Below are 14249 nucleotides of genomic sequence, written 5' to 3' on the forward strand. Positions count from 1 at the left end.
CGAATTTAATAAAAATTTGTGAAGGTCTATTCGTCTAGGGATGAATGGACCTTTTTTGCTAGATTAAAGCTCTGAAATCATTTAGGGGGATTGGTTATGAATAAAAATTCAGACACCATTTTAGATGTTAACGATAAACCAGGATTCTGGCTTTGGATTGGTTTATCACTACAACATATGTTTTCAATGTTTGGGAGTACAGTAATCGTACCATTATTGGTTGGTTTAAGCCCAAGCATCGCTTTGTTTACTTCAGGAGTGGGAACTTTAATTCACATTCTAGTAACGCAAAAGAAGATTCCTGCATACATGGGATCTAGTTTCGCATTCATCGTACCAATGAAGTACTTGATGCAGGTAACTGGTTATCCTGGAATTGCTCAAGGGGTAATTGCAGTTGGTGTAATTTATCTAGTAGTCGCATTGATTGTTGCCATGATTGGTTCGGAATGGATTGATAAGTTGCTTCCAGCAGTCGTGGTTGGACCAGTTGTAATCGTAATTGGATTATCACTAGCATCTAGTGCTGCCAACGATGCAATGCTAAACAATGGAAATTATGACTACAAGTACGTGTTCGTCGCATTGGTAACGTTACTACTAGCAATCTTCTTTAACATGTACCTAAAGGGTTTTCTAGGCTTTATGCCAATTCTACTAGCCATCGTTTGTGGATATGTTTTATCAATCGCGATGGGATTGGTTAACCTAAGTACAATCGCAAATGCACCATGGTTTGCAATGCCTAAGTTTGAAATTCCGTTCGTTTCATACAATGTAAAATTTGAATGGGGTGCAATTATCGCCATTGCACCAATTGCCTTCGTTACCATTACTGAACATTTGGGTCACTTGATGGTACTAGATGAATTAACAGGCAGAAACTACTTTAAGGATCCTGGTTTGAACAGAACCCTAACAGGTGACGGTCTAGCTTCAATGTTTGCCGGATTAGTTGGTGGTCCAGCTGTAACTAGTTATGGTGAAAACATCGGAGTTATGGCAATTACTAAGATTCACAGTGTCTATGTATTGATTGGTGCCGCAGTATTTGCCATTTTATTCTCGTTTGTGAACAAGTTAAATGTGTTAATTATGCAAATGCCACTACCTGTAATCGGTGGTATCAGTTTCCTATTATTTGGAACAATTGCTTCCAGCGGAATCAAAATCATGATTGAAAATCAAATTGATTTAGCAAATAAACGTAATTTAATGATTGTTTCAACCATTTTGGTAATTGGAGTCGGTGGCTTCATGATCAAAATAGGAACATTGCCATTAAATGGACTAGCTGTATCCGTAATTCTAGGAATTTTATTGAATATTGTATTACCTAAAAATTAGTAAAGATTAATAAATACCAATTAAAAACAATGCTTTTAGTGATATAATGCAGATAGGTAAATTAGAGAGAGTTTGCCACATTATTAGACTGATATGCCAAGTTTTTAGTTGGTATTTTTTATTGGAAAATATTATGAGAGAGGCACTTAAATATGAATGAACCATATCTATCCGTGATAGTGGCCTGCTATAACGTACAAGATTACATTGAAAAATGTTTGTCATCCATTGCTAATACTAATTTCCCTATGGAAAGCCTTGAAGTATTGATGATTGATGACGGATCAACTGATAATACAAGCAAAATTATTGATGAGTTTGCAAATAAATATAATAGCTTTAGAGCACTACATAAAGAAAACGGTGGTTTAAGTAACACCAGAAATTATGGAATGAAGCATGCTAGAGGAAAGTACATTGCCTTCGTTGATGGTGATGATATTGTTCCTGCTAACGCTTATCCTTCAATGGCGTTTAAAGCACGTCAAAACGACTCAGACTTAGTTGTAGGTTTTGTTAAGCGATTTGATAAAGATCGTTATCAAAATTCATACCTACATTCTTTTGCTGTGCACGATGATTACGATAATACACACATTACAACCAACCATGACTTGATTTACGACACAACCAGTTGGAACAAACTATACAAGCGTTCCTTCTTGCTTGGTAACAGCATCAAGTTCGTTGAAGGCATTATTTACGAAGATATTCCATTCTCGATGGAAGCACACTTGAAGTCACATAAGACTTCAGTCGTAGAAGATGATGTTTACGAATGGAGATGGCGTGAAAGTGCTGATTCCATTACACAAACAAGAAGTGCGCTTTCCAACTTTGAAAGCCGACTAAGTTCCCTTAGAAGAACCCTACAAATAATTTTTAACAATGGCTTTAGTGAAGAAGATTCATTTGTTCAAGACTTTAAATATAAAGCCCTATTCTTAGACTTATTTATCTTTACCCAAAATCTAGGTGATAATAGCAGCGACTATATCTATCAAGCTCAAGAAATGGTTTACAAGTTCCTAAGAGATTGGCACTTATGGGATTCTGAAATTTTCTACCGTTTGCCAGTCAAACAACAAATCCTATATTCAGCAATTAGATATAACGATATCGATGTTATTAATGACATCTCTTACAAAAAACAAATTGGTGAATTTAAAAATTCAATTGGTGGTTCAAACTACCGTCTAATTGCGCCTGAATTAGGTAACAAGAAAGAACTTGTTGATAATGTTAATTTAAACGATAACAACAGTCGCTTTAACCAAAAAATCAGAGACGTTGAATTTACCAATGTTGACAATGGTGATATTAGAATCAATGGAGCTTTCAAGATTACTAAGCTTCACCTTGTTAAACAAACATTTGGTGACGGTAACAAGAACGAATCACTACAAGCTAGCTTGATTAATGTTAAGAATAAAAAGACCGTTAAGGTTCAAATCAAGAGAATCGAAAGTCCTTTTGTAAGAAGAACTTTAAAACCAAATGCTAAGTACAACAACGCTGATTACGAAGTTAAGTTTAATATCAAACAAGCAATCGACACTTTAGGTGTTGGAACTTGGAAGGTACAAATTAAGAACACCGTTGATAATCACATCATGGTGAAGGATTTTGCTACTAATCCAATTGAAAAGCTGACCCAAAAAGCCATTTTACCGTTTGAATACAACGGGGTAAAAGTGATTACTAGATTTAACAGTGTTGGTTCACTAGTCTTTGAAGTAATTGATTTAAACTCTGATTCTGATAGAAGACCTGTGATTAGTTATCCAACAGTTAGCGAAGATAAAGATGAACTAATTTTTAACGTTGATAACATGGATGTATCAGGTTACAATGCTGTCTTAATGTCTGACAATGGCACTACCATTCATTCAATTGATCAAAACGAGAACAATTTTGCATTTAACGTTAAAGAAATTAATGACAAAGCTCGTAACCAAGAACTTAAGTTAGTTATTCTGGATAACTTCACCCATGCTGAAATGAACTACTCATTTTCTTCAAACAAGATTAATCAACAAATTAATCTAGATGATGGGGATGCCATTTCATTGTTCTATGGTGACATTTTGAACATGCAACTAATGATCGAAGAAGCACCATTTGTTGCTAAGAAAGTCACTGTTGATTCTAATAACGTTCTACATGTTTCTGCCAAAATGAACAAAGCTGTTGATCCAATCAGCGTCTTGGTATCACAAGCTCACGTTGAATTAATTAGTTCTGACAAGGCAACTAGAAAGGTATTGGATCCATCATCCAACCATTTCCAAATTAATGGTGATAGCTTCGACTTTGACTTTGCACTAACTTCAAACGACAATGAACAACTAGACTTACTTGAAGGTGATTATCAATTTAAGATTTATCTTCAAGTAGATGGTAAGGCTCATACTTACCGCATGAAGTACACCAAGGACTGTCGAATCAAGACTACTGAATTACCATTCAATGGTAAATCTCAAATTTTCTACGCTGTAAAGAAGGATAAGAGCATGAATCTTATCTTCAAGGTAAATCAACCATTCTTTGGTGCAATGGATGCTAAGAAGGGCTTACGTGCCATTTCTTACTCTGTTTTATATCCATTGATGAGATTGTTACCACTTAGAGATGTGATGGTATTTGACTCATATTGGTCAAGTAAGTTTGATAGTAACGAAAAGTTGATGTACCAATACGTTGAAGAAAATCATCCTGAAATTAAACCAGTTTGGATTTTCAACAACATCGAAACCAAGATTACTGGTGACGGTGAAAAGGTTCGCGTAAACACATTTAAGTATTGGTACTACTTGGCTGTTGCTAGATTTATCATTCAAAATACCAACATGCCTAACCGTTACGCTAAGCGTAAGGGCCAAATCGAAGTGGAAACACTTCACGGAACATTCTTAAAGCACATGGGATTTGATGAACCACACTTTAAGTTTGGCTCCAACAAGTTACAAAATCGTTTTGCAATGAGAAACCGTCGCTGGGACTACTTGGTTGTACCTTCTGATTACATGGAAAAAACTGCTAAGCATGCATTTAACTACAGTCAAAAGATTATTAAATCAGGTTTTCCTAGAAACGATGAACTATACACTCACAACAATACGGAGTACATTAATTCAATCAAGAACAAACTGGGGATTCCGCTAAACAAGCGTGTAATTTTATATGCACCAACATTTAGAGCGGATGGTGGTTTTGACTTCAAACTTGATTTAGATAAGCTACAAGAAAAACTATCAGATGGTTACATTCTACTTGTTCGTTTGCATTACTTTGTAGCTCACTCAAATAGTTTCTACAACAACCCAGGTTTTGTATACGACGTTAGTGACTACGACAACATTAATGATTTATACCTAATCAGTGATGCGATGATCACCGATTACTCATCAGTAATGTTTGACTATGCTCATCTAAAACGTCCAATGATTTTCTATGCATACGATGCTGACTGGTACCTAGATGAAGCTAACCGTGGTGTTTACTTGGATTACTACAAGCAAATGCCTGGACCAATTGTTAAGACAGAAGATGAATTGATTGATCGAATCAGACATATCGATTCAGTTGCAGACAACTATGCAGACCAAATGGAAATATTCTGTGACGAATTTGCACAATATGGTCGAAACGGGGATGCCACTCAACAAGTTGTTGAAACAGTGTTGGCTACTCAAAAAGAAGATCTAGACCAAGAACCAGCCAAGAGCTTGTTATTTAAGAAGATTGGTCACTTCTGGAATACTAACTTCTTCCAAGCTAAGTTGTTAAATGAACTATCAAAACGTCTTACTAAGAAGGATATCGTGATTTTCGATAGTTTCTTTGGAACTCAATATTCAGATAATCCTAAGGCAATTTATGAATACATGAAAGCCAATTACCCTGGATTCAAACTATACTGGAACGTAAATAAGGAAGAGCGTGAATTCTTTGAATTAAACCAAATTCCTTATGTAACCAGATTTGGTTTCAAGGGAATTTTAAAACAAGCCAGAGCTAAGTACTGGGTAACCAATTCACGTCGTCCATTTAGATGGCACCCAAGTAAGGACACTGTCGTATTACAAACTTGGCATGGTACACCATTAAAGACCATTGGTGCCGACGTCATGAAGGTAACAATGCCTGGTGTAAACGTTGCTAAGTACCACGAAGAAGTCTTTAAGGATAACAGAAGATGGACCAGATTGATTGCACCTAACATGTATTCAGCAGAAATCATGCAACGCTGCTTTAGAATGCAAGCCAGTCAAATTCAATTGGACGGATACCCAAGAAATGATATTCTGGTAAACCATACCTCTAGTGATATCGAAGAAATCAAGGAAGATCTAGGTATTGGAGCATACAAGAAGGTTATCTTGTATGCTCCAACTTGGCGTGATAATGAATATATTAAAAACGATGAATTCACTGCCAAGTTACACCTTGATTTACAAAAGCTACGTGAACGCTATGAAGGGAAGGCATACGTATTAGTAAGAACTCATTACTTAATCTCTAATAATTTAGATTTAAGTGATTACGAAGGTTTCGCACTAAACGTAAGCAACTATCCTGACATTGCTGAATTGTATCTAATCAGTGACGTATTGATTACTGACTACTCATCAGTAATGTTTGATTATGCGACATTAAAACGTCCAATGATCTTCTTTACTTATGACTTAGAAGATTATGCGAATGCCATTCGTGGATTCTACTTTGACTTCATTAAGGAAGCACCAGGTCCAATCGTTAAGACTAACGATGAAGTAATTGAAAGTCTTGATGATATATTCAACAATGGATGGACTCCTGATGATAAGTATGAATCATTCTACAAGAAGTATTCAGCTTGGATGGATGGCAATGCATCTAAACGTTCTGTTGAAAAGATGCTAAGTGATCACAGTCTTGAAACATTCTACAATGATGATTTATCAACACAAGGATTTAGTGATCAAATGATTGCTAAAGACTGTGCAACACTTTGGGCAAAAAGCAAGGACTTCGCTAACTATCGTGATAATCATTTTGTTAAGTATCTAGATGGTGATAGAAAAGTGAAAATAATTAAGACAGCTCAATTATGTGATAGAGAATTCAAAGAATTCTTAGGTCCTAAATACGCATTAGTAAGTTTAGACAACCATAATTACTGGATTAATACAGAAGAATTAAGAAAATAAGATTGAAGCATCAACGGTTTATCGTTGATGCTTCTTTTTTATTGAAAAAAGATTGAGCTTTTTTATGAAAGGGGTTTATTTTATTTTTAAAATGGTTTATAATTTATTTTGTTATAAAGTTCACAAACAAAAAACAAGTGATGATTATTACAAAAATCATTTACAAAGACATATCAAACCAATTGATATGCGAGGTAATTAACTTGATTTTATAATATTTCGTGTTATTATTTACTTGTTAATTAAGTTTGTGCTTTATTGCACTAAGTTTTTGATAGCTGATTAGCTTTCAAATGCTAGATAAATTTTTCACAATTAAAAATAATATTAAAATTTTACAGGTAAGGGGTATTTCTATCATGCAAATTAGTGCAAGTTCTACTAAGTCAAAAAGAACCATTTCTTGGACAAGCTCTATTATTTACTTTTTAATCTCACTAGTTATTAACTCATTGGGGAATGTTTTAACACTAGTAACTAGTGCCAAAATTCATCCATCATTTCTAGGATCAGCATACTGGACAGCTGCTGAAAACAACCTAGGATACGCCGTTTTAGGTAATGGTAAATGGGTTTTATTCTGGGCATTCTTTGGACTAGGAATGTTAATTACAGTTCTTAACTCAATTCTAGTTGGAAAATGGAGCTGGAGCAGAGTTATTGGTAACGCTGCTTTCTTAGGACCATTCTCATTATTGATTAACTATTTCAACGGTGTTGTAAGTAACTGGTTACCAGAAGCACACGGAATTGGAATGACATTAGCATATGTATTACTTAACTTCGTTGGTGTTTCATTTATTGCGATTGCAATTTCAATTTACCAAAGAGTTAACATTGCACTACATCCTGCTGATGATTTAATGCAAATTTTAAGATTTAAATACTGTGATGGAAATGCCTCAAAGGCAATGTGGTTCTCATACATTCCACCAACTATCATGGCAATTATCGCTATTGTAATTACTCACCAATTTAATAACTTCGGATTAGGAACCTTGTTCGCATTCTTCTTCCAAGGAGGAATTACAGGGATCGCTGATAAGCATGTCTTTACCAAACTAAAGCATCAAGCTCTTGATGTTGGAGAAGTAAAATAATAAATCTTAAACGCCTAATTTCTGTGTAAACAGCAGACATTTGGCGTTTTTATTTATATATAATATAGGTAGACAATTTAGCAAACTTAATATAAAATTTATATAGAATGATTTATGGACAGATTATGCTTTATTAAAAAGCAATTGCAAAATATTAAAAAATGGAGGTGTACAAACAATGCTTAATCGAACTAAAAAGTTTTTAAGAGATAATGGATACTACTACAAAAAGACTTACATTAGACCATTGCTTACTCCAGATAACGTTTACGTGTTTAGATTCGGAAAGAAACATTTAGATAACCGTTTAATCATCAGATACGGTCATAAATGGACAGGTAGACAAAAAATTAATGAAATTGATTTAAGACTTCATAAACAAAAACATCCACGAATTTTTAAGGATGAAAATTCATTGATGCTTTATTTGGAATCTCACTTGCAACAACATGAGGAAAAACTTAAGCAGCTAAAGATTCAAGAAAAAGAAAAGACAGAATCGAAATAGTACGCTAAATTAATCGGGGGTGTGTCCTATAGGAGGGATGCACCTTTTTTGTAAAAGTTAACAGGGGTGTTTGAAATGGAATGGACTGAAATATCAGTATTAACAAATGATGAATCTCAAGATGCAGTTATTAACATCTTGATGGAATTTGGATCTCTAGGTGTGGAATTAGATTCAAGAAACGATGGAGTATTGAGTATTAACTCATATTTCCCAGAAGACTTTGACATTAAGTCAAAGGTGCCAGCAATCCAAGAAAGAGTGGATCAATTAAAGAGCTTTGGCCTAAACCCTGGAATGGGTAAGGTTGTTACCAAGGATTTAAATGATGACAAGTGGAACACTGAATGGGAAAAGTACTACCACGCCAAACGCATTACCAAGTTCTTAACAATCTCACCAGTATGGGAAGATTATAAGAAAGAATCAGATGATGAGTTGGTAATCAAACTAGATCCAAAGAAGGCATTTGGTACTGGGGTACATCCAACCACTGTTTTATGTCTTCAAGCAATTGAAAACATCATTAGAGAAGGTCAAAGCATTCTAGATATTGGAACTGGTTCTGGGGTTTTAAGTATCGGTGCCAAACTACTAGGTGCTGCTGATATTGAAGCCTATGACTATGATGACGATGCCGTTACATCTGCTAAACAAAACGTGGCCTTAAACGGCTTTGCTGACGACATTAAAGTTGGTAAGAACAGTTTATTGGATGGCATTACTAAGAAGGTAGATATTATTTTTGCTAACATGCTTCCAGAAGCGGTATTACCTTTAATTCCACAAGCAGTTAATAATCTAAATCCTGGCGGACAAATTATCATTTCCGGTATTATTAAGGAAAAACTAGATATTACCAATCAAACACTTAATGACAATGATTTCGTGATTGATCAAGTATCAATGTTAGGTGATTGGTGTGGAATTACAGCACATTTAAGAAGGGATGATGAATAGATGCAACACTACTTTACAGACCAAATATTGAGTAATGATACTGAGTTTGAGGTTAGTGCTGATATCGCTCATCACTTCATGGGTGTTTTACGTTCCACAGAGGGGAATCGTTTTGAAATCGTTGACGGTAACCACCAATTATTTGTTGCCGAATTAATCGATAATGAGAACAATCTAGCTAAAGTAGTTGAAGTATCTGATAAGAATGTTGAACTACCAGCTGATGCGGTTATTATTTGTGGTTTACCAAAGAAGGAAAAGGCCGAACTAGTGGTGCAAAAAGCCACCGAATTAGGGGTGAAAAAGATTATCTTTACCCCAACGGATTGGGCTATTGCTAAATGGAATAATAAGGCCGAAAAGAAATTACAACGTTTTAGAAAAATCGCTAGAAGTGCAGCTGAACAATCGCATCGAAATGTGATTCCAGAAGTTGAATATATTAATTCAATCAAGGAATTAGCTAACTATGATTTTGATCATCGTTTAATTGCTTACGAAGAATCAGCTAAGCATGGTGAAAAATCTGATTTAATTAAGACACTAGATCAAACCAAACCGGCTGAAAGTGTCGCAATGTTCTTTGGACCTGAAGGAGGCATATCTCCTAAGGAAGTTGAAACTTTACAATCAATGGGATATTTAACTTGTGGATTAGGTCCTAGAATTTTAAGAACTGAAACAGCACCATTTTACTTTTTATCAGCTTTATCAGTTCATATGGAATTAAACTCATTAAATTAATGATAGAATATAGAAAATAAATGATTGGAAGAAGGTTTTGGAAATGTCTGAACATAAGATTTGGTCTAAAGAAGACTTATTTAAAGAAATTTCCAGTTACATGAATGAACAACATGTAGGAATTGTTAAAAAAGCATACGAATTTGCGTCAATTTGTCATAAAGACCAATTTAGACAATCCGGAGAACCTTATATTGTTCATCCAATTCAAGTAGCTAGTATTCTAGCAACATTAAAAATGGACCCAGAAACCGTTAGTGCGGGCCTATTGCACGATGTTGTTGAAGATACCGGAGCAGAATTATCAGATATCGCTGAATTATTCGGTAACGATATCGAACTAATTGTAGATGGAGTTACCAAGCTTGGTAAGATTAAGTACAAATCGAACCAAGAACAATTGGCCGAAAACCACCGTAAGCTATTATTAGCAATGTGTAAGGATATTCGTGTCATGATTGTTAAATTGGCTGACCGTTTGCATAACATGCGTACACTAAAGCATTTAAAACCAGAAAAGCAACGTCGTATTTCTAATGAAACATTGGAAATTTACGCACCACTTGCCGATCGTTTGGGGATTGGGACAATTAAGTGGGAACTAGAAGATATCTCACTTAGATACCTTAACCCACAACAATATTACCGCATTGTTCACTTAATGAACTCTAAGCGAGACGAACGTGTTTCATATATTAATGAAGCCGTTAAAGAAGTGAACCAACAAGTTAAACAAATGGGGCTTAAGAATGTGGAAGTCTATGGTAGACCTAAGCACTTATACTCCGTTTACCACAAGATGGTTATTAAGAAGAAACAATTCGAACAAATCTATGACTTATTGGCCGTTAGATGCATTGTTGATTCCATCAAGGACTGTTATGCAGTTCTAGGTGCTATTCATACTAAGTGGTCACCAATGCCGGGTCGTTTTAAGGACTACATTGCGATGCCTAAGGCTAATATGTACCAATCCTTGCATACCACTGTTGTTGGACCTGGTGGACGTCCATTGGAAGTTCAAATCAGAACCAAGGAAATGCATCAAATCGCTGAATATGGGGTTGCTGCTCACTGGGCTTACAAAGAAGGAGCTACAGATGAAGTTAAGGAATCTTCAGACAATAACCGTTTGAACTGGTTTAAGCGCATTATTGAACTACAAGAAGATACCGATAGTGCTTCTGATTTTATGGATGGCGTAAAGGGTGACCTATTTGGTGATCACGTGTATGCATTCACTCCACAAGGGGATGTTTTGGAATTGCCAAAGGGTTCCGGTCCACTGGATATGGCATACTTAATTCATACTGATATTGGTAATCACACAGTTGGTTCCCGTGTTAACGGTAAAATCGAACCATTGGATTACCAAATCCAAACCGGTGATATCGTTGAAATCATGACCTCATCCAGTTCTGCTGGACCTAGCCAAGATTGGATTAGCTTGGTATCGACAAGTCGTGCTAAGCACAAGATTCGTCAATACTTCAAGACTCGCGATCGTGAAAAAAACGTCAACGCCGGAAGAGAAATCTTGACCAAATCGGTTAAGGATGCCGGTTATGATGTTAATGAAATCATGACCAAAGAACATCTTGAAGATGCAATCAAGGGAACATATTACAACCAAGTTAATGATATGTTTGCTGAAATCGGGTTTGGTAATAAACAACCAAACGGAATTGTTAATATTCTAACCGCCAGCATCAGAGATGAAGCTGAAAAGAAGAGAATTGAACAACAACAAAAAGATATTTTGGAAAACCACCAAACAATTGAAAAGACAACCGACGAGGTCAACAAGACTAATAAGAACAAGAAACCTTCTGATGGAATTGTAATCGAAGGTGTTGACAACCTATTAGTTCGACTAAGTCACTGTTGTTCACCTGTTCCTGGTGATGAAGTGGTTGGATACATCACTAAAGGACGTGGGGTATCTGTTCACCGTAAGGACTGTCCAAACATCAACGATAACGATGAACGTTTGGTAAGCGTTACTTGGAACATCGCTTCAGATAATCATGCTTCATTCAGTGCTAACATCGAAGTGCAAGGATACAACCGTAATAACTTGTTAAATGATGTTATCAAGAAGGTCAGCACCATTTGCAAACAAATCAATTCAATTGAAGGAAAAGTGGATCACGATAAGACTGCCGTTATTTCATTGAAGGTAGGTGTTCGTAATCTAGAACAATTGGATATGATTATTGACCACTTGAAGAATATTCCTGATGTTTACGTAGTAAAAAGACCATTTATGTAAGGAGCTAATTATGCGAGTTGTACTTCAAAGAGTCAGTCATGCGAGCGTATCAATTGATAACGAACCAGTTGGTAAAATTAACCAAGGTTACTTGCTATTAGTTGGTATTAAAGATGACGACACCAAAGACGATATTGATTACTTAGTGCGAAAGATTAGTAACTTACGCATTTTCGCTGACGAAGACGGTAAGACTAACTTGAGCTTACAATCAATTAATGGTGAAATATTATCAGTATCCCAATTTACTTTGTATGCTGATACCAAGAAGGGTAATCGTCCTTCATTCACCAAGGCGGGCAAACCAGATTTTGCATCTGATATGTATGACCAGTTTAACCAAGCTTTAAGGGATGTTGGTAATCATGTTGAAACTGGACGTTTTGGCGCAGACATGCAAGTTGATTTGCAAAACGACGGTCCGTTTACAATTATTTTTGATACAGAAAACAAATAAAAAGAGCTTGTGAAAGCTCTTTTTTAATTAGGGGAGAAAGACATGGATTTAATTTGGGATTTTGATGGAACAATTATGGATACATATCCAATTATGGTAGAAGCATTTGTTGATGCCTTAATTGATATGAGAATTGATGAGTTTGAAATTGATGATTATGAAATCAATCAGGTGATGCGTCGTCATTCTCTGGCTACATGTGTGCAAAAGTACGCTGCTCATTTCAATATTGATGCAGACACAATTAATGACAAGTATCGCCAATACGAAAAACAAAATGTCAAAGACGCCAACATCTTTATAAATGTAGATAAGGTGTTAGCGCAAAATGTCGACGATGGCGGGAGAAACTTTTTACTAACTCACCGTGATGATGATTCCATTGCAATGTTGGAAGATGCCGGATTAAAGGATTACTTCACCGAAATGGTGACAAAAAATCAGGCTTTCAAGAGAAAACCTGATCCAGAAGCGGTTAATTATTTAATTAAAAATAATGATATTAATCGTGATGATTGCATGTTCATGGGTGACAGAAAGCTAGACGTTGATGCCGCTCATAATGCTGGAATCAAAGCCTGTTTATTTGATCCAGATGGAATGATTAATTCCACTGGGAACCCCGAAATGACAATCAACAACTATTATGATTTCTTACATCGTAATGACTAGTATTGGCTTAGAATACTCTTTACTTCTAATCCATATCCGCCACCAAACATGACGTAGTGGGCAAGTAGGTAGAAGAATTGATAGTATTGAATTCTTCTCTTCCATCCGGTGTCTAGTGGATAGGTATCGTTGTAACCTTCGTAGAAGTCGGCATTGAAGCCACCAAATACGGTAGTCACACCAATGTCGAATTCACGGTCACCATAGTAGACATCCGGGTCAATCAAGATTGGATTGCCGTCTTCTAGAAATGAGAAGTTCCCACTCCATAGGTCACCATGAAGAAGGGATGCATCACTATGATGGCTATCCATATCCTTTTTGAAAGATTCTTTTAGATTATCGAAATGGTTTAAATCTTCTTTGGAAATTTCACGGCTTTTAATGGCCATATCCATTAAAGGATTCAAACGTTGTTTGATGAAGAAGTCGGTCCAATTATCTTGCCATGTGTTCGTCTTTGGCACACGACCTAGTTTAAAGTCCTTGTCTAGACCAAAACGGTCATTGTGGTGCTTATGAACGTTAGCCAACATTTGACCTAATTGATATTGATCACCAAATGGTGATAGGTTCATCCATTTTTGAATTAGAAAGCCATCACCATCAATTTCACCATAGTCAATAATGGTTGGAACGGTCGCGTATTGACCAATCAGTTTGATTCCTTCGACTTCGTGTTCGAAGAATTCCTTTCCTTTATTGGGTTGGACTTTCATAAAGTATTTTTGGTTATCAGCAATGATTTCATATGAATCATTGATATCACCACCCGAGACAGGGGGTAGTTTAGTTACGTTTTTAATTGGTAATTGTTCAAGCCATTCTTGTGTTAATTGCTTCATATATATCACCTCGATTCCATTCTACAATGGATTTAGAATGAAGCAAAATATGTGAGTTCTTGACTTTTTAAGTAAATTACATTAATCTAAAACATGAATAGAATACTCGCTGATGAAAAAAGAAGAGTACGGAATTTTCTTAGGTATAAGAG

10 protein-coding genes are annotated in these 14249 nt (G+C 35.8%); 9 read left to right on the forward strand and 1 reads right to left on the reverse strand.

The annotated features are described in order from the left end of the window. Positions 1-96: 96 nt before the first annotated feature. The 9 genes from ACOMA7_RS00985 to ACOMA7_RS01025 all read left to right on the forward strand — a co-directional run bounded on the left by ACOMA7_RS00985 (position 97) and on the right by ACOMA7_RS01025 (position 13252). On the forward strand, positions 97-1347 hold the full coding sequence (locus tag ACOMA7_RS00985) for a uracil-xanthine permease family protein (RefSeq protein WP_301945509.1): 1251 nt from the start codon (positions 97-99) through the stop codon (positions 1345-1347). Positions 1348-1499: 152 nt separating this feature from the next. Beyond that, a complete protein-coding gene (locus tag ACOMA7_RS00990; protein ID WP_421391438.1) occupies positions 1500-6539 on the forward strand; it encodes a bifunctional glycosyltransferase/CDP-glycerol:glycerophosphate glycerophosphotransferase in 5040 nt (1679 codons plus the stop codon). 359 nt (positions 6540-6898) lie between these two features. Then, the gene (locus ACOMA7_RS00995) at positions 6899-7639 is read left to right on the forward strand and encodes a DUF6198 family protein (RefSeq protein ID WP_054608217.1); all 741 of its coding nucleotides are present in this window, start codon (positions 6899-6901) and stop codon (positions 7637-7639) included. A 178-nt stretch (positions 7640-7817) separates the two neighbouring features. Next, the gene (locus tag ACOMA7_RS01000; protein WP_034531650.1) at positions 7818-8147 is read left to right on the forward strand and encodes a hypothetical protein; all 330 of its coding nucleotides are present in this window, start codon (positions 7818-7820) and stop codon (positions 8145-8147) included. Between the two features lie 75 nt (positions 8148-8222). Next, a complete protein-coding gene (prmA, locus tag ACOMA7_RS01005) occupies positions 8223-9107 on the forward strand; it encodes a 50S ribosomal protein L11 methyltransferase (protein WP_054608216.1) in 885 nt (294 codons plus the stop codon). Further along, positions 9108-9851, forward strand: coding sequence for an RsmE family RNA methyltransferase (locus tag ACOMA7_RS01010; RefSeq protein WP_421391441.1), 744 nt, complete (start codon positions 9108-9110; stop codon positions 9849-9851). Between the two features lie 43 nt (positions 9852-9894). Continuing rightward, positions 9895-12123 carry a RelA/SpoT family protein gene (locus ACOMA7_RS01015; protein ID WP_421391443.1) on the forward strand — a complete coding sequence of 743 codons (2229 nt, stop codon included), beginning with the start codon at positions 9895-9897 and terminating at the stop codon, positions 12121-12123. Positions 12124-12133: 10 nt separating this feature from the next. Beyond that, positions 12134-12580, forward strand: a complete 447-nt coding sequence (dtd, locus tag ACOMA7_RS01020; protein WP_421391445.1) for a D-aminoacyl-tRNA deacylase — start codon at positions 12134-12136, stop codon at positions 12578-12580. Between the two features lie 42 nt (positions 12581-12622). Beyond that, complete coding sequence (locus ACOMA7_RS01025) at positions 12623-13252, forward strand: HAD-IA family hydrolase (RefSeq protein ID WP_421391447.1); 630 nt, start codon at positions 12623-12625, stop codon at positions 13250-13252. Here ACOMA7_RS01025 and ACOMA7_RS01030 read toward each other — a convergent pair. Then, a complete protein-coding gene (locus ACOMA7_RS01030; protein ID WP_421391449.1) occupies positions 13249-14097 on the reverse strand; it encodes a fructosamine kinase family protein in 849 nt (282 codons plus the stop codon). The two genes, ACOMA7_RS01025 and ACOMA7_RS01030, sit on opposite strands and share 4 nt — an antisense overlap. Positions 14098-14249: the final 152 nt, after the last annotated feature.

It is taken from the genome of Apilactobacillus intestinapis (assembly GCF_049166695.1).
GTDB lineage: Bacteria > Bacillota > Bacilli > Lactobacillales > Lactobacillaceae > Apilactobacillus > Apilactobacillus kunkeei_C.